The organism is Roseateles sp. P5_D6 (genome assembly GCF_054049415.1).
The window spans coordinates 299,872-318,198 of record NZ_JBFUMK010000001.1 but is presented as its reverse complement, the minus strand read 5'-3'; the positions used below and the strand labels follow the sequence as shown (position 1 = coordinate 318,198).

11 protein-coding genes are annotated in these 18,327 nt (G+C 68.2%); 5 read left to right on the top strand and 6 right to left on the bottom strand.

Annotated features, from left to right (window positions below; translation table 11 throughout):
* Positions 1-38: 38 nt before the first annotated feature.
* The 6 genes from ACXJKM_RS01365 to ACXJKM_RS01340 form a co-directional block, all read right to left on the bottom strand.
* Positions 39-965 (bottom strand): OmpA family protein, encoded by a 927-nt coding sequence (locus ACXJKM_RS01365; RefSeq protein WP_056198040.1) that lies wholly within the window; start codon positions 963-965, stop codon positions 39-41.
* A gap of 18 nt (positions 966-983) precedes the next feature.
* Positions 984-1,352, bottom strand: coding sequence for a DUF4398 domain-containing protein (locus ACXJKM_RS01360; protein ID WP_457349748.1), 369 nt, complete (start codon positions 1,350-1,352; stop codon positions 984-986).
* A gap of 192 nt (positions 1,353-1,544) precedes the next feature.
* Positions 1,545-3,941, bottom strand: coding sequence for a serine/threonine protein kinase (locus ACXJKM_RS01355; protein WP_056198045.1), 2,397 nt, complete (start codon positions 3,939-3,941; stop codon positions 1,545-1,547).
* A gap of 9 nt (positions 3,942-3,950) precedes the next feature.
* Complete coding sequence (locus ACXJKM_RS01350) at positions 3,951-5,726, bottom strand: HDOD domain-containing protein (protein WP_457349746.1); 1,776 nt, start codon at positions 5,724-5,726, stop codon at positions 3,951-3,953.
* Between the two features lie 286 nt (positions 5,727-6,012).
* A complete protein-coding gene (hrpA, locus tag ACXJKM_RS01345; RefSeq protein ID WP_457349744.1) occupies positions 6,013-9,846 on the bottom strand; it encodes an ATP-dependent RNA helicase HrpA in 3,834 nt (1,277 codons plus the stop codon).
* A gap of 26 nt (positions 9,847-9,872) precedes the next feature.
* Entirely contained in the window at positions 9,873-10,265 is a 393-nt protein-coding gene (locus ACXJKM_RS01340) for a VOC family protein (protein WP_056198050.1), read from the bottom strand.
* An 86-nt stretch (positions 10,266-10,351) separates the two neighbouring features.
* On the opposite strand from ACXJKM_RS01340, the gene argA reads away from it, so the two are divergent.
* The 5 genes from argA to dnaG all read left to right on the top strand — a co-directional run bounded on the left by argA (position 10,352) and on the right by dnaG (position 18,151).
* Complete coding sequence (gene argA, locus ACXJKM_RS01335; protein WP_056198052.1) at positions 10,352-11,695, top strand: amino-acid N-acetyltransferase; 1,344 nt, start codon at positions 10,352-10,354, stop codon at positions 11,693-11,695.
* A 79-nt stretch (positions 11,696-11,774) separates the two neighbouring features.
* Complete coding sequence (locus tag ACXJKM_RS01330; protein ID WP_056198054.1) at positions 11,775-12,053, top strand: oxidative damage protection protein; 279 nt, start codon at positions 11,775-11,777, stop codon at positions 12,051-12,053.
* A gap of 421 nt (positions 12,054-12,474) precedes the next feature.
* Positions 12,475-12,771 carry an H-NS histone family protein gene (locus ACXJKM_RS01325; protein WP_056198055.1) on the top strand — a complete coding sequence of 99 codons (297 nt, stop codon included), beginning with the start codon at positions 12,475-12,477 and terminating at the stop codon, positions 12,769-12,771.
* A gap of 328 nt (positions 12,772-13,099) precedes the next feature.
* Positions 13,100-16,261: an EAL domain-containing protein gene (locus tag ACXJKM_RS01320; RefSeq protein ID WP_457349741.1), complete on the top strand. Its 3,162-nt coding sequence runs from the start codon at positions 13,100-13,102 to the stop codon at positions 16,259-16,261.
* Positions 16,262-16,270: 9 nt separating this feature from the next.
* The gene (gene dnaG, locus ACXJKM_RS01315) at positions 16,271-18,151 is read left to right on the top strand and encodes a DNA primase (protein ID WP_457349739.1); all 1,881 of its coding nucleotides are present in this window, start codon (positions 16,271-16,273) and stop codon (positions 18,149-18,151) included.
* Positions 18,152-18,327 lie beyond the last annotated feature (176 nt).

Genomic DNA, 18,327 nt, shown 5'->3' with positions numbered 1-18,327 from the left:
GTGATGCGTGATGACAGCGATGTGGCGCAATGTGGCGATCAGCCACGCGCGCGGACCGGCTGGTTATCGTTAGAGATGTAAACCTCGACGCGGCGGTTCATTGCGCGGTCGGACGTGCTTGAGTTGCTGGCCACCGGGTAGGCCTCGCCATAGCCGCGGGTCGCGACACGGGTCGGGTCGACACCCTGGGCGCGCAGCGCTTCGGCCACGGCCTGCGAGCGGCGCTGCGACAGCGTCAGGTTGGCCGAGTCGCTGCCGACGCTGTCGGTGAAGCCCTCGATCAGCACGCGGCGGTCGGGATGCTGGGTCAGGTAGTGGGCCAGCTTGGCGATGGACGTCTGCGCGGCAGGCTTGATCTCGGCGCGACCGAATTCGAACAGCACGTCGCCCAGCGTGACCAGCATGCCGCGGTCGGTCTGGCGGGCCTGCAGATCGGCCAGCTCCTGCGCGAGTGCGGCAGCCTGGGCCTGGGCCTGGGCGGCGTCCACGTTGGCGGCGGCCGCCTGCTGGCGAGCGGCGTTGGCGTCGGCATTGGCATTGGCGGCTGCGATCTGAGCGTTGGCGGCCTGGTTCTGGGCAACGTTGGCGCGGTTGGCATTGGCGTCGGCGCGGGCGCGTTCGCGGTCGGCCTCGGCGGACTTGATGGCCTCTTCTTCCGTGGCAGCGCGGCCGATGGCCATCGCCGTGCGTGCCTGGGTCGATGCGACATAGGCCGCGGAGTCGATGTCAGCGGGCGACTCGCGCTTGGCACTCAGCTCTTCGGCTCGGCGCAGCGAATCAGCGGCCTTCTTGGCGTCCAGCGAGGCGTACTTCAGCACGGCCGGGTCAGCCTCGGCGCTGCGCACATTGGAGCGAGCCTGTTGCAGGGCGGGCGTGACGGTGGGGGCGCTGGCACAGCCCGCGAACAGGGCGGTTGCAGCGGCCAGGGCGGTCAGTGTCGAAACAAATCGGGTAGGGGAAGTCATGGCAATCCTTTCAATGAATCAGGAACGGTTCAGCTGCGCCCGCAACTGCTGGATGCTTTCGCGCACCTCTGCCAGCGCGCGGCTGGAGCGGGCGGTGCGGGCAGTCGCCTGGGCCAGGGCCGCATCGGCCGCGGCTTCATCGGCCAGATGGCGGGCCGCCACATAGTCCTTGCGGGCCATGGCGACGTTGGCACGGGCCAACTTGTCGCGGGCCGTGGACAGCTCCGCGGGTGCTTCGGCGGCATTGCCGCTGGCCTGGTCGACAGCGGAATTGGCCACCGCCATCTGCTCCTTCGGGGCGTCGCCCGTCGTGGCACATGCGGCCAGTGCGGCAGCGGCAAGCACCGCCAACACGACCCCTCGGCCATTCATCGAATGGTGATTCATACGAACTCCTGTTGTTTGACATACCCGGCGTTCGAGCATCGCCACCCGCCGGTTCGGGTTCTCTCAGGATGCCTAACGAGTATTCGCGACGGAGGGCCCGGCCCCAGTCGGAGGGCCGGTGCGGCACCGGTCAGCGTGGGGCCTCAAGCGGTGTGGGATTTGCCCTACAGCGGCGTTAGGGCCGCACGCGCCTCAGCCAGTGGCTTGGCGGAAGGCCATCACGGCCTGGTTGCGCAGGGTGCGCAGCAAGGAGAGTTCCTTCTCGCCCAGTTGCACGGCGCCGGCCAGAGCGTGGTCGGCGTAGATGAGCCCCAGGGGCGAACCCTTCAGCATGAGCGGCAGCAGCAGGAAGCTCTGCGCCTGCAATTCGCCACGGAACCAGCTCGGCAGCCGCGGGGCGATGTTGGCGGCACGCGCATCCTGGATCAGCGTGTCGGCGCCCTTCAGGCAGACGGCGGCGAACAGGTCCAGCGGCTGGGCCGTCAGGTCGATGCGCAGCAGCGGCGCAAGGCGCTCCACATCGGCTCCCACACCGAGCCGCCCGGTGAGGGCCTGGCCGCGCGCATCGCGCAGGCAGAACAGGACACGTCGAAAGCCCAGCGCGCGATAGATGGTCTCCAGGATCATGCGCAGCACGGCATTGAGCTGGAATTGCTCGACCATGGCGTCGGTGATGTCCTGCACGCCGGCGGCCAACAACTGCGTGGCCTGATCGGCGGGCGAAACCGCGCGCTGGTCCTGGGTGCGCTCCAGCACCTGGGTGGGCGCGAGTTCGTGCGCTGTCAGCGAGTCGTGCGCCGAGGGCGTCAACGGCGCGAGCAAGCGCTGCGCACGCGAGTCCTTGGGCAGGTGCAGCTCCAGCGCCTCGGTCATCTGCGCGAGGTGCTGGCGCGCCGTGTCCGCGGCCTTCTCGAAGGTTTCTGCGCTGAGCCCCAGGGCGCGCGAATGGCGCTGGGCCATGGCACGCAGCTTGGCGTGCGCCTGCTCGGGCGGCGTGTTCAGGATCAGGTCGGCCATGTCGTTGCTGGCGCGGGCCAGCCAGCGCTGGCGCTCGGTACCGTCTTCCAGCAGGCGCTGCGGCGCCTCGCCCACCGGGCGGCGCATGGCGCGCTGCAGGCTGTCGGGCAGGCCCCATTGCCGGGCCACGCCCAGGCCCAGGGCCTCGTAGCTCATGCCCAGCACCTGAGCCGACGCGGCGGCCTCGCTGATGGCGGGCTGGCCGTCCTCAGTCGGGCTGACAAGGCGGCGCACGGCGTCGGCCTCTTCGGGAAAATAGAACTCGGTCAGCGAGCGGCCGAGGTGATGGAACATCGCGCCGAGAAAGGCCTCCTCGGCCTCACGCGGGTTGGGGCAGAGTTCGCGCGCCAGCGACGCCGCCATCAGCGAGCGCAGATAGTCCTCGCGCAGCCGCTTGGCGTGGCCCTTGTTCTCCATGCGCTCCAGCAGCACCAGGCTCAGCGCCAGGTTGCGGATGCCGGCAAAGCCGATCAGGGCCACCGCGCGCGACACCGTGCTGATGCCGCCACCACCGGCGTGCCGGTACTGGGCCGTGTTGACCAGGCGCAGCAGCTTTTGCGTCAGCGCCACGTCCTTCAGGATCTCGTTGGACAGGCTGGCCAGGCTTTCGTTCTCGGACTGCGTCAGGCGCTGGATGCGTTGAATGGCGTCGGACAGCGCCGGGAAATCGCTCTTGTGGCGCATGCGGCGCAGCAGAAAGTCCAGCACCGGCGCGTCCTGGGCCTCGGCGTCGGGCTCGGCGACAGGGCGCAGCCAGGCGGCCAGTGCGTCGCGCAGCAGGGCCGCACTCGGCCAGCGCGCCGATGGCTCGCGCGCCAGGCCGCGCTGAACGATGGCGCGCAAGGCGTCATCCACGCTGCTGTCCAGGCCCGAGGGCAGCATGAGGTCGGTGGTCTGCACGCGCTGGATGGTGCGCCAGGGATCGGGGTCGTGGTTGAGGCGCTGGCCGCTCAGCATCTCGGCCAGCATGATGGCCGCAGCGAACACGTCCATCTGCGGATGCGGTGGCGCACCGCGCGCGGCCTCGGGTGAGATATAGCCCGGCGTACCGACGATGCGTGACGGTGCGTTGGTGTCGGTCGAAACCCGCGCCGCGATGCCGAAGTCCATCACGCGCGGCCGCCCGCGAGCGTCGAGCAGGATGTTGCTGGGCTTGAGGTCGCGGTGCACGAGGCCGGCGGCGTGCGCTGCGGTGAGGCCGTCCAGGATGCCCAGCATGAGGGTGACGGCCTCGGCCGCCGTCGGGCGGGGGCCGGCGCGCAGGCGCTGGCTGAGCGTGCCGCCGGACACGTATTCGAAGACGAGATAGGAACGCCCACCCTGGGCGTCGGCCTCGAAGACCGGCACGATGTTCGGGTGGGTCAGCCGGCTGACGGCGCGGGCCTCGTGCAGCCACTCGTCGAGGGTGCCGGGCTCGCTGGAATCGGCAAATTGGGCCTTCAGCAGCTTGACGGCGACCTCGCGGTCCAGCAACGGGTCGTGGGCCAGCCAGACCGTGGCCTGCGCGCCCTCGCCCAGGCGCTGCAGCAGACGGAAGCGACCGAGTTGGGGGGGCAGGTCGTCGTCGGCCATGAATCCAGCTCAGGAGCCGCCGCGGGCGGACAGACGTTCGCGCAGCGAGGACGACGGCGCGCCATCGTCGGCCGGCGCGGTCGCAGGCGGCTTGTGCGCGCCCGGGTTCAAGGCTTCCATGACCTCGCGCAGGCCGACACCCAGCGCCTTGGCATAGCGCCGCGTCGCGGCTTCCAGCGCCGGGCGGCGGCGCGCCTCGGGCAGGCCGAGGGCGTCGATCAGTTCGTTGGCAAAGCTGCAGGTCAGGCGGATGGCATCGGCATCGCTGCGCGCCGGATGCACGGCGCCGTCCAGCGGCTGGCGGCGGATCATCTGCAGCAACTCGTCACCCAGGCCCCAGTGCCGCGCCACCGCGGCGCCCATGGCGTCCAGGTCGCAGCCCAGCACGGCGTAGGCCGCCGCCTGCTCGCTCATCGCGGGCGGGTTGGGCTGCTCTTCGGTGGGCTCGGGCGGCACCATCAGCTGGCGGATCTGCTGGGCGTCATCCGGGAAGTGGTATTGCAGCAGCAGGCGGCCCAGGTTCTGCATGACCGTGATCAGGTGCACGACTTCACCGTCATAGCCCGCCGGGCGCAGCGCCTGCGCGACCTGGGCAGCCTTGGTGACGCGGGCCATCAGCTGGCGCAGCATCTCGGCAGCCATCGGCGCCAGCGGCCCCGGCCAGGGCTTGAGCGCGTTGGCCGCGAGCTGCACGCCGTCCAGGCCCAGCATCTGGATGGCGCGCTGCATGTTCAGCACCGTTTCGCCGTGGTGGCCGCTCTGCCTGAGCGCGTTGTTCACGCGGCGCACCAGCTCCAGGCTCAGGGCCATGTCCTTCAGCACGAATTCGGACAGCGCACTGGCATGCTGAGACTCCAGGCCTGAACCGCCCGTGAAGCGGTGCAAGCCGGTCATCGTCGTCGGCAGGTGGCCGATGCGCTGCAGCTTGTCCATCAGCAATGCGACGGGGCCGCCGCTGTCGTGCGCCGCCGACGTGCGCCAGCCGTCCAGTGCACGCCAGAAGCTGCGCGCAAGGTGGTAGCGCTGGCGCAACTGGCGCTCGGTCGCCCGGTTGCAGATGGCGCGCAGCGGGTCGGCGATAGGGTGAGGCGTCTCCCAGCCCAGGCGCACCATTTCACGCCCGAGGGGCTGCATCTGCTGCACGACGTGCTGCAGGTCGTTCTCCTCCAGCACGGGCTTGCCGCTGAGGATGCGGTTGAGCAGCAGACCGACACAGAGCACGTCCTCCTCGGCCGACTCGCGCACCGCACGGCGCGTCACGGCGTTGAAATCCACCGTGGCCGGGAAGACCTCCTGCGCGACTTCCAGGCCAATGAGGCGCACCTTGTCGCCGGCGTCGATGACGAGGCTGGCGGTCTGGATGTCGCGGTGGGCGTGGCCGGCCTCATGGGCGAAGGCCAGGCCTTCGAGCAACTGGGCAATCCAGCCGGCCGCGTCGATGGGCAGGGGCGCGTTCTGGCGCGCGAGGCGCTCGTCCAGCGTCTCGCCCAGGGCGCGGTCGTAGGCCACATAAGGCCAGTTCTCGATCTGGCCGATCTCGAACGGACGTGCCAGGTTGGGGTGCTGCACCCGCTCGGCACCTTGGGCCATGCGCAGCCAATGCTCCAGCGCGGCCGCGCTGTTGGGCTTGTCACGCGGCATGCAGAGCATCAGCTCCTGGCCGTGGCGGGGGTCGAAGACGCCCCAGATCAGGCTGCGGGCGCTCTTGGACAGCAACGCGCGCAGCTCAAAGCGGCCAAAGCTCTTCGGCGGTGGGGCGGCGGGGCTGGAACTGGAATCAGGCACGGCAGACGTGGGCGGGGTGTAACAGATGGTGTTCCTGCATTGGACTCCAGGCCAGGAGGGTCCAGCTTGCAGGCAAGCGTCGAAATGCGACGGAATTCCCTGGCAGTCCAGGTCTTGCGTGCATCAGCTCACATCTTGGCCCGGATCGTGTCCGTTTTACACCGGCATTGCGCCTGATGCGTAGGCCGTCGCCGCAATCCGGCTTCAGGCTGTGAGCTGACTCCAGACTTTGTGGCTGTGACATAACTTGCCTGCGGCAAGTGAGTCTGCGCCGCAAGGTTCGATCTCAGCCTGTCAGCTGAGACCAAACCTTGTCCAGCCTCTTCACGCTGACGGGTTGCGGTGTGCGCAGTTCCTGCGCGAACAGGCTCACCCGCAGTTCCTCCAGTTGCCAGCGGAAGTCGTCGAGCCTCGCGTCGCGAACACCCTTCAGCTCTGCCATGCGGCGCGTGTAGCGCTGCTCCAGCGGCTTGACCTCGCTCATCAGTTTGGCGTCGCGGTCCGGGTCGGCGCGCAGCTTGTCCAAGCGCGCGGTGATGGCCTTCAGGTAGCGCGGCAGGTGCTGCAGCTGGGCCCAGGGCGTGTCCAGCGCAAAGCGCTTGGGCACCAGGCGCTGCAACTGCGCAGTGATGTCATCGCCGACATCCTTGGCTGGCCGAGAGTCTTTCAGTTTGCGACTCGCATTGGCCAGCTCCTGCAGCACGGCATGCGCAGCGCGGGCCACTTCCTGCGCAATGAGATTCAGGCGGCTGCGGCCTTCTTCAATGCGCTTCTTGAAGCTGATCGGATCGGTCGGCAGAGGGTCGGCCAGGAAGGCGCGGTCCAGGGCCACGCCGATGATCTGGTCACGCAGGTCCTCGGCCGTACCCAGGCCCATGTAGAGCACGGACATGCGTTGCAGGTCGGGAATGTTCTTTTCCAGGAACTTCAAAGGTTCCTTGAGCTGCAGTGCGATCAGCCGGCGCAGGCCGGCGCGGTGCTTCGCGGCAGCGACCTCGGGTTCGTCGAAGACCTCGATCTCGACGTGGGCGCCCTTGTCGATCAGCGCCGGGAAGCCGATCAGCGTCTGGCCACCCTTGCGGACTTCAAGCAGCTCGGGCAGCTCGCCGAAAGTCCAGTCCGTATAGGCCTGAGCGGCATCGCGCACGGGTGCCGCGGGCTTGACGATCTCGGCGCGGATGCCGCGTTCGGGTTGCGGCTTCGGAGCAGGTTCCGCGGCGGGTAGCTTCAATGCCGCCAGCGCCTGGAAGGCCGACCTCGCCTGCCCGCCCAGCTCCGCCTTTAGCGCCGCCAGTTGGCGGCCCTGACCGAGCTGGCGGCCATGCTCGTCGACGACGCGGAAGTTCATGAACAGGTGGGGTGCCAATTGCTCCAGCTTGAAGTCGTTGCGCTGCACGGCGATCTGGCTGCGGTCCTTCACGGCCCTGAGCAGCGTGTCCACCAGTCCACCCTGGCAGAACGGCTGCAGCTCGATGAACTCGGCGACGAAATCCGGCAGCGGCGTCAGCCGCGCGCGCGGTTTCTGGTGCAGGCTCTTCAGCAGCGCCGTCACCTTTTGCGCCAGCATGCCCGGCACCAGCCATTCGGCGCGTTCCTCGCTGACCTGGTTGAGCGCAAAGATGGGCACGGTCACCGTCAGGCCATCGCGGGCGTCGCCGGGCTGGTGCAGATAGGTCGCCGCGCAGTCCACGCCGCCCAGGCGGATGACCTTGGGGAAGGCCTCGCTCGTGACACCCGCCGCCTCGTGGCGCATCAGCTCGTCCTGGCTGAGCTGCAGCAGCTTGTCGTCGCTCTTGCTGGCCTCGCGCCACCACTTCAGCAGCGTCGCGCCGGAGAACACGTTCGCCGGCAGCTTGTCGTCGTAGAAGGCGTAGATCAGCTCGTCGTCGACCAGCACGTCCTGGCGGCGCGACTTGTGCTCCAGCGCCTCGACCTTGGCAATCTGGCGTCGGTTGTGGGCCAGGAAGGGCAGCTGCCGCACGAGGTCATCCGGCAGGTCGTCATTGACCAGGCCCTCGCGGATGAAGATCTCGCGCGCCGCCTTCGGGTCCACGCGGCCGAAGTTCACGCGCTTGTTGCTGTACAGCACGATGCCGTAGAGCGTCGCGCGCTCGAGCGCCACGACCTCGGCAGCCTTCTTCTCCCAGTGCGGCTCCAGCAGCTGGGTCTTGATCAGATGGCCGGCGATGGGCGGCAGCCACTGTGGCTCGATGTTGGCGATGCCGCGGCCGTACAGGCGCGAGGTGTCGACCAGCTCGGCGGCCACGATCCAGCGGCCCGGCTTCTTGCTCAGGTGGGCGCCAGGGTGGCGGTAGAACTTGATGCCGCGCGCGCCGAGATACCAGTCCTCGTCGTCGCTTTTCTGGCCGATGTTGCCGAGCAGCCCGGCCAGCATGGACAGGTGCAGCTGCTCGTAGGTGGCGGGGCTCTGGTTCAGCCGCCAGCCGTGCTCGGCAATGACGGTGTGGAGCTGCGAGTAGACGTCGCGCCACTCGCGCACGCGGCGCGGCGAGATGAAGTTCTCGCGCAGCAGCTGCTCATGGCGGCGGTTGCTGAGCTTGTGCTCGGTGCCGCCACCCTTCGATTCCTCCAGCCACTTCCACAACTTCAGATAGCCACTGAACTCGCTCTTTTCGTCGTCGAACTTCTTGTGCTTTTCGTCCGCGGCCTGGGCGGCTTCCATCGGCCGGTCGCGCACGTCCTGGCCGCTGAGCGCCGACGCGATGACCAGCACCTCGGACAGCGCCTCGCGGTTCTTGGCCTCCAGGATCATGCGGCCCACGCGCGGGTCCAGCGGCAGGCGCGACAGTTCCTTGCCCAGCGGTGTCAGCTCGTTGTTGTCGTCGGTGGCGCCCAGCTCCGCCAGCAGCTGATAGCCGTCGGCAATCGCCTTAGGGCGCGGCGGCTCCAGGAAGGGGAAGCGCTCGACCTCGCCCAGGTGCAGCGCCTTCATGCGCAGAATGACGCCGGCCAGGCTGCTGCGCAGGATCTCGGGGTCGGTGAACTTGGGCCGCTCGTTGAATTCCTTCTCGCTGTACAGGCGAATGCAGATGCCGTTGGACACGCGGCCGCAGCGGCCCGCGCGCTGATTCGAAGCCGCCTGACTGACCGGCTCGATCAGCAACTGCTCGACCTTGTTGCGGTAGCTGTAGCGCTTCACCCGCGCCAGGCCAGGGTCGATGACGTAGCGGATGCCCGGCACTGTGAGCGAGGTTTCGGCCACATTGGTGGCCAGCACGATGCGGCGCTGGCCATGCGGCTCGAAGACCTTGTCCTGCTCGGCCTGCGACAGCCGCGCGAACAGCGGCAGCACCTCCACCCCCGGCGGGTGGTGCTTGCGCAGCGCCTCGGCCGCCTCGCGGATCTCGCGCTCGCCGGGCAGGAAGACCAGCACGTCGCCGCCGCCCTCGCGCCACAGTTCGTCCACCGCGTCGGTGATCGCGTTGTTCAGGTCGTACTCGCGGCTTTCCTCGAAGGGCCGGTAGCGCTGCTCGACCGGGAATAGTCGCCCCGACACCGTCAGCACCGGCGCGGGACCTTTGCTCGACTCGAAATGCCGCGCAAACCGGTCCGCGTCAATGGTGGCCGACGTGACGACGATCTTCAGGTCGGGCCGGCGCGGCAATAGCTCACGCAGATAGCCGAGCAGGAAGTCGATGTTGAGGCTGCGCTCGTGGGCCTCGTCGATGATGAGGGTGTCGTAGGCGCGCAGCAGCGGGTCGCTCTGCGTCTCGGCCAGCAGGATGCCGTCCGTCATCAGCTTGACCGATGCGGTCTTGGTGAGGCGGTCCTGGAAGCGGACCTTGTAGCCCACCACGTCGCCCAGCGGCGTCTTCAGCTCCTCGGCGATGCGCTTGGCGACGCTGCTGGCGGCAATGCGCCGCGGCTGGGTGTGGCCGATCAGGCCGCCGCCGTTGATGCGCCCACGCCCCATCGCCAGCGCGATCTTGGGCAGCTGGGTGGTCTTGCCGGAGCCGGTCTCGCCACAGACGATGACGACCTGGTGCTCGGCCATCGCCGCGGCGATCTCATCGCGCCGCGCGGAGACCGGCAGGGATTCAGGGAATGAAATGGAGAGAGCCGGCTTCACGGGCCGGCTCTCGGGATTCGGAGCTGTCATTGCGGCGGGATTGTCCCGCAAGCGCTTTATTCGCTGCGCGGGAAGTAGCTGATGACCTGGATCACGGCGCCCTGCGGGTCTTGCAACACGGCCATGCGGCCGATCGTCGGAATGTCGAAGGGGCCGGCGCAGACCGTACCGCCGAGGCTTTTGGCCTTCTCGACGGTCGCGTCGCAGGACTCGACCGTGACATAGGCACCCCACATGGCCGGGCCGGGTGCCGGCGGCGTCATGACGCCACCGACAGCGACGTCACCGACCTTGATGACGTGGTAATCGCCCTGGCCCATGTTCATCGTGTCAAAGGTCCAGCCAAACAGGCTGCCGTAGTACTCGCAGGCGGCCTTGGGGTTGGGCGTGCCCAACTCATTCCAGCTGAAGGCGCCGGGGGTCATGTAGACGTCTTGATAGTCCTTCATCGCGGTCTCCGGGTGGTGGGGCGGCCATCGTCGGAGCCGAACATGACAGCGTCAAGTGACCCGCGTCACGGGCGACAATTCGGCCCATGACCGGTCTTGTCTTTCCCCACACCTTCGTGCCCTGGTTCCGCGCCGTGGCGCCGTATATCCATGCCTACCGCGGCGAGACCTTCGTCGTCGGCATGCCGGGCGAGCTGATCGCGGCAGGCAAGCTCAATGCCTTCGTGCAGGACCTGGCCATCCTGCATGCCATGGGCATCAAGATCGTCCTGGTGCACGGCTTTCGGCCCCAGGTCAACGAGCAACTCGCTGCCAAGGGCCAGACGCCCCGCTTCAGCCATGGCCGCCGCATCACCGACGCCGTGGCCCTGGATTGCGCCCAGGAGGCCGCCGGCCAGCTGCGTTTCGAGATCGAGGCGGCCTTCAGCCAGGGCTTGCCCAACACGCCGATGGCCAATGCGACGGTGCGCGTCGTCTCCGGCAATTTCCTGACCGCCCGGCCGGTCGGCATCGTCGACGGCGTGGACTTCCAGCATTCAGGCCTGGTGCGCAAGGTCGACGCCGCAGCCATCCAGCGCGCCATGGACATTGGCGCCATCGTGCTGCTGTCGCCCTTCGGCTTCTCGCCCACGGGCGAGGCTTTCAATCTGTCGATGGAGGACGTGGCCACGTCCACAGCCATCGCGCTACAGGCCGACAAGCTGCTGTTCGTCTGCGAGGTCGACGGCGTGCCCGAGAACCCGGACGACCCGGACAGCCCCATCGATACCGAGCTGGCCGTGGCCGACGCCGACCGCATGCTGGCCAAGGCCGGCCCGGCGCCCCAGCCGACCGATGTCGCCTTCTACCTGCGCCATTGCGCCGAGGCCTGCCGTGCCGGCGTCGAGCGCTCGCACATCATCCCGTTCGCGGTGGATGGCGCGCTGCTGCAGGAGGTCTACACCCATGACGGCATCGGCACCATGGTCGTCGACGAGAAGCTGGAGAGCTTGCGCGAGGCCAGCGCCGACGACGTGGCCGGCATCATCCAGCTCATCGAGCCCTTCGAGCGCGACGGCACCCTCGTCAAGCGCAGCCGGACCGAGATCGAGCGCGACGCCGAGCTCTACACCGTCATCGAGCACGACGGCGTCATCTTCGGCTGCGCCGCCCTTTACCCCTATGTCGAGGCGCGCACCGCCGAGATGGCCGCACTGACCGTCTCCGCCGAAGTACAAGGTCAGGGCGACGGCGACCGCCTGTTGAAAAGAATCGAGCAGCGCGCCAAGGCCCAGGGCCTGGACAGCATCTTCGTGCTGACGACGCGCACCATGCATTGGTTCATCAAGCGCGGTTTCCAGCAGGTGGACCCGGAATGGCTGCCCGAAGAGCGCAAGCGCAAATACAACTGGGACCGGCGCTCGCTGGTGCTGGTCAAACGATTCAACTAAGCCCCGCCGGGTTCGCCCAAACGGCCGCCGCGCTAAAGTGCCGGCCGTTTCTCATTTCTCGTGTTTGTAGGAGTCCGCCATGCCCCGCACCGTTCAATGTGCCTATCTGAAGAAGGAAGCCGAAGGGCTGGACTTCCCGCCCTACCCGGCTCATACCGAACTCGGCAAGAAGGTGTGGGAAAGCGTCAGCAAGGAAGCTTGGGCGGCCTGGATGAAGCATCAGACCATGCTAGTCAATGAAAACCGCCTCAACCTCGCCGACCAGCGTGCCCGCCAATACCTGATGCGCCAAGCTGAACAGTTTTTCTTCGGCACAGGTGCCGAAGCGGTGGCGGGCTATGTACCGCCATCGGCCTGAGCGCAGCTCAGGTGAAAAACTGTGGGGGATGCTCATCTGCGCGCAGCGCAGGTGATGCAGCCACCAACAATTTCTTTGGTACCGGTGCGGAACAAGTGGCCGGCTACGTGCCGCCGGCCAACGAATAAGCGCAAATCACCGCATATGTGCAGGGCCGGGACGCAAGTCGCCGGCCTTTTCTCTTTCAGTTTTGCAAGGCTGCCGTCGCAGCAGAACGCCGGCCGGCCCCGCCAAATCGGCAAATAGCCCGAACCAGCAAGAAACTCGTCGCAACCGACCAACGAAAACTCTTGCATTTATGCTGCCCGTCGGGATTTAATTCGCCTACGGAGATACTCGCGGTCAATCGGCCCCAAGGCTCCGGGGCCGCGGCGGTCAATGTCGCGAGTCTCCCCGCTCAAATCGCAAGAGGAATAGCAGCATGTCCACTCTGAAAGAACTCCTGGCCCAGCGCGAGGCACTTGATCAACAGATCAGCCAAACCAAGGACCGCGAACGCAGCGAAGCGGTGGCCAAGGTGAAATCCCTGATGAGCGAATATGGCCTGACGGTGGCCGACCTCAGCACGCGCACGCCCAAGCCGGCCAAGGTGTCCAAGGTGGCCGCCAAGTATCGCAACCAGGCCACCGGTGAAACCTGGAGTGGCCGGGGCCTGCAGCCCAAATGGCTCAAGGCTGCCGTTGCAGGCGGTGCCAAGCTGACCGATTTCTCCGTCTGACCGGCAATTCCTGCAGGCCAATTGCCCGGCATACGCCGGCGATTTGACTGCGGGGTTTGAACAGATTCCCGCTGCCGGCGCCCGCTGGCGCGACCGACCAGGGCCATCCATCTACGGGATGGCCCTTTTCCTTTTTGGTGCAGGTCCCGCCTAAACTGCGCCATGCCTTTCGTCACGCTGCCAGCGACCCTGTGCCTGGGGTTTTCCCAGGGATCGTCGCGCTATGGCGGCGACGAGATTGCGGCGATGCCGGATTTTTGCCACCCATTCACCTGGCCAGCGCCCTGCGTGCGCGCGCTGACCCAGGTATCGGCCTGAGGCCCCGGCCATGGATCTGCATTCCGGCCACCCGGAATCCGACGAACACGCCCCAGACCTGAGCGTCCAGGCGCCGCCCTCCACGACCCTGCCACCTGGCCCGCGCCGCATCCATGACCGCCGCCGCGGCTGGCGCCGTCTGCGCCGCGTCGGCCTGGCCGCGCTGGCCGGCCTGGGGGGCGGCCTGGTTACCGCCTGGGGGCTCGCCGCCGATGCACTGCCGCCTCTGCTGCGCATTCCCCAGCCCGCTGCGGCCATGCCAGCGCAGGACCTGCTGGTGCCCATGCTGCTGGCGGCTCTGGGCCTGCTGACGCTATGGCGGCTGAGCGCCTGGGTGCTGCCGCTGGTCATGGCGGGCTTGCTGCTGGGCGCCGGGCTGCCCTTGCTGGCGCGCTCGCCCGCGGATCCGGCAGCAGCACTGGACCTGCTGATCTCGGCACCCGTGCTCACGGCGCTGGCCCTGCCCCTGCTCGCGATCGCTTTGAATCGCACGCTGATGCGCCGGCTGCGCCTGACGGGCCGGCTCACTGGTCGCCGCGAAGTCCTTCTTTTCGGCCTGCTGGGTGGACTGGCCGCACCGGTACTGGCTGGCCTGTTCGCACTGGCAGCCTCGATGGCCGCGGGACTGACCCGAAGCGGCGCGCTTGGTGGCGCGCTGGAACTCGCGGCCGCCTGGGGCTTTGGGCTGCTCTGCGCCGGTACCTGCCTGCAGGCCAGCACCCAACGCCCGCGCCGCGGCGGCCGCTGGGCCGCCCGCATGCTGGCCACAGCGGCCGTTCTTGCCCAGGCGGCCCTGATCTGGCTGCCGGAGGCCGGCGCCGCGCTGCTGTTGCCACATCTGCTCCTCTGTCTGCATGCCCTGCAAGCCTCGCCTCGCGCCAATGCCATGCTGGGTGCCGGCCTGCTGGGTCTGTGGGCACTCAGCGCGCCGCCGGCCCTGCTCTCCTATGCCTTGGGCGCTGGCTTCGCCTTGCTGCCACTGGTCCTTATCGCGCTGAGCCACCACCAGTTGCGCGACCGGGACGGCTGGCGCAGCGCCCTGGATGCCCAGGGCCTGGCCCTGGCCGAGTGGCGCCTGCCCGAGGGTCGCCGCCATGCGTCGGCGCGCTGGCAGGCCCTGACGACGCCCGTCGACGGCACCGCAGCCGGCACTGCGCCGCTGGACTGGGTACGCCTGGCTCACCCGCGCGACCGCGAACCGGTGCGCCGTGCGCTGCGCGAGCTGCTGGCCGACCCGCAGCTCAACCAACTGGGTGTGTCGCTGCGGCTGGCGGCCGACGGCGGCGACTGGCGCTGGCATGAGCTGCAGGCCCATGTCCCGCTGCGCGACCGCCAGGGCCGCGCGCGTGGTCTCATCGCAACGCTGGCGGATGTCAGCTGGCGCCACACGGCCGAGGAACGCGAGCGCATGTCGGCCACCCTCTTCCAGCAGGCCAGCGAGGGTCTGGCTGTCATCGACACGCAGTGGCGCGTCGTCGAGGTCAACTCAGCCTATTGCGACATCCTGCATGCACCGCGCGAGGCTCTCGTCGGCCGGCCGGCCACACCGCTGAGCATCGCCAATCTGCAGCGCAGTGGCCACGAGACCGCCGAGCTGCAGACAGCGCTGAATGATGGCCTGTCATGGAGCGGCCAGTTGCAGGCCGAGCTTGAGGACGGCGGCCGACACGTCTTCTCGGCCAAACTCAGCCCCGTGCCGGAGCCCGACGGCGTCAGCCCGAGGTGGCGGCTACTCAGCCTGACCGACCTCGGCGAGAGCCTGCGCCAGCAGGACCTGCTGCGCCGCAGCCTGCGCTTTGACGTCGCCACCGGCCTGCCCAACCGCGACGAGTTCATGCGGCGGCTGCAGCTGGCCCTGGTCGCGGCCAACCGCGACGGCTTCAGGCTCGTTGTCGGCCTCATCGACCTCGACGACTTCGCCCGCGTCAATGCGGAGCACGGCCAGCTTGTCGCGGATTCCGTGCTGCTTCAACTCAGCGGCCGATTGCAAGCCACATTGCGCGGCTCGCGTGGCGCCGCGCCAGATACCGCCGACCAGCTGGCCCGGCTGCATGGCGACGAGTTCGCCGTGCTGATGCGCGTGCAGACGCCCGAAGAGGCCCAGCGCGCCGCCGACCGCCTACTGGCGGTGCTGTCCACGCCGGTCGCCATCCGCGAGAACCGTGTCGGCAACGGCCTGGCCATTGAAATCGGCGCCAGCATGGGCGCCACCCTCTATCCCCAGGACGACGCCGACCCGGAAACGCTGCTGCGCCACGCCGGCCACGCCCTCTACCGCGCCAAGCATGCAGGCCGCGGCGGCATCCAGTTCCATGACCCGACGCTGGACCAGCGCGATGAGGCCGGCATGATTGCCGTCGCGCGACTCCAACGCGCCCTGGACAGCAATGAACTGCTGCTGCACTACCAGCCGCAGATCGATCTGCGCAGCGGCCAGGTCATGGGTGTGGAAGCCCTGCTGCGCTGGCAGCACCCCGAGCGCGGCCTGCTCGCACCGGCGCATTTCCTGCCGCTGGTCGAGGCGACCGGCCTGGCCGTGCAGATCGGCGACTGGGTCATCGAGCAGGCCCTGGCGCAGGCGATGGCCTGGCTGCGCGCCGGTGTCAACGATGGTAAGGGTCTGCCGGTCAGCGTCAACGTCGGCGCCCGGCAGCTGCGCCGCCACGACTTCCCGCAGCGCCTGCAGGAACTCATCCAGCGCCAGTCGCCTGAGGTCGCCCATCTGCTGCACCTGGACGTGCTGGAGTCCGACGCACTGGTCGAGACGGTCGCCACCCAAGCCCTCATCCAGCGCTGCCTGAGCCTGGGCATTGGCATCGCGCTGGACGACTTCGGCGCCGGCTACTCGCGGCTCAGTTCACTCAAGCGCCTGCCTGTGGACACCCTCAAACTCGACCGTAGCTATGTGCAGGGCATGCTGGGCGATGCCCAGGACCTGTCGCTCGTCGAGAGCGTCATCGGCCTGGCGCGCAATATCGGTTGTGCCGTGCTGGCCAAGGGTGTCGAGAGCCGCGCCCATGCGCGCGAGCTGTTGCGCCTGGGCTGCCGCCTCGGCCAGGGCAACGGCATTGCCGCAGCCATGCCCGCTTCGGCGCTGCCCGTCTGGATGCAAACTTTCGGCAACAGCGACTGGATTGCGCAGCTGCGCAGCCCGTCCCAGGCCAATCTCTAAAATCAACGGGTGATCCCGCCCGGCTTTATTCAGGACCTGCTCTCCCGCGTCGACATCGTCGACGTGGTGGGCCGCCATGTCGAGCTGAAAAAGGCTGGCATCAACCACAAGGGCCTGTGCCCCTTCCATGGGGAAAAGTCGCCGAGCTTCATCGTCAGCCCGAGCCGCCAGACCTACCACTGCTTCGGCTGCGGCGTGCACGGCAATGCCATCGGCTTCCTGATGGAACACACCGCCGCGACCTTTGTCGAAGCGGTGGAGGACCTGGCCCAGCAGGTCGGCATGCAGGTGCCGCAGGACGAACGCAGCCCCGAACAGCGCGAGCGCGCCAAAGCCGACAAAGCCAGGCAGCAGAGCCTGACCGATGTGCTGGCCCGCGCGGCGGAGTTCTACAAGGCCCAGTTGCGCCAGGCGCCCCGGGCCGTCCAGTACCTGAAGGGCCGCGGCCTGACCGGCCAGATCGCGGCCCGTTTCGGCCTTGGCTATGCGCCCGAAGGCTGGCGGTCGCTGGCCAGCGGCTTCCCCTCGTACGACGATCCGCAACTCGTCGAATCCGGCCTGGTGATTTCGCCCGACGTCGAGCCCGGCGAGGATGCCAAGCGCTACGACCGCTTCCGCGACCGCATCATGTTTCCCATCCGCAACGTGCAAGGCGAGGTCATCGGCTTCGGCGGCCGTGTGCTGGACAAGGGCGAGCCCAAATACCTGAACTCGCCCGAGACGCCCGTCTTCATCAAGGGCCGCGAACTCTACGGCCTCTACGAAGGCCGCCAGGCAATGCGCCAGCGCGGCCATGCCCTGGTCGTGGAAGGCTATATGGATGTCGTCGCCCTCGCTCAATACGGCATCGGCAATGCCGTTGCAACGCTGGGCACGGCTTGCACGGCCGAGCATGTGCACAAGCTCTTCCGGCATACGGACATGGTCGTTTTCAGCTTTGACGGCGACGCCGCTGGCCGCCGCGCTGCCGGCCGGGCGCTTGAAGCCGCCCTGCCCCACGCGACCGAAACCCACGCCGTCAAATTCCTGTTCCTGCCCACCGAGCACGACCCGGACTCCTATGTCCGCGAGCTGGGCGCGGAGGCTTTCGAACGCTGCATCGAGGGTGCCGTACCGCTGTCGCGCCAGCTCATCACGGTCGCCGCCGAGGGCTGCGACCTCGGCACACCCGAAGGCCGCGCCCGCATGTTGAACCAGGCCAAGCCCCTCTGGGCCTTGCTGCCGGAAGGCCTGTTGCGCCGCCAACTGCTCGGCGAACTCGCCCGCCAGGGGCAGCTGCCCGAGGCCGAGCTGCAAGCGCTGTGGCTGGGCGCACCCGCACCTGCCGCGGGTGCCACCAAGGAGACGGCGGCACCCGCCGAAAAGCCGCGTTGGCAGCCCAAAGGTGAATGGAAGCCGAAGGGGGAATGGAAAGGCAAAGGCGACTGGAAGTCGCGCCGCGATGCCGAGCCTCGCCCCGCCGGTCCGCGGGTTACGCCGGCGACCGCCGCCGACCACGCCACCCGACTCTTGCTGCAGCACAGCGAGCTCTGGGACAGCCTGCCCGACGAGGACCGCGTCCTGCTGCACGACCTGCCCGGCGGCCATGGCGAACTCGTCCATTGGCTGGAGCGCCACCTGACCCACCACGGCTCCAGTCCCTGGGCCGTCGTCCAGGCTGGCCTGGCGGCAGAGGGCCATGCCGAGGCCGTGCATCGCCTGGTGCGTAGCGTGCAGGAACTGGGCATCGAGGAGTCCGACCCGGCTGGCGACCTCGCCAGCGCGATCACCGCGCTGCGGTCCCGAGCCCCTGCCGCATTGCCCGGCGGCAGCGGCGCCACCGACGAGGAACGGCGCCTGGCGCTGGAGGCGTTGGCCCGGTTGCGCGAGCGCCATGGCGTGCAAAGCTAGGGTTTACCTGTCACAGTTTTGCAATTCAGCCGCAAATGGCTGATAATCTTGCGTTTTCCGCGCGCGTCAACAAGAGTGACGGCAGAGAGATGCCGGCCCCGGCCACCCAGCGACACTGGGTAACCCATCAGGGTTTTAATGGCCAAAACATCCGCCAGCTCTGCATACCAAACGAT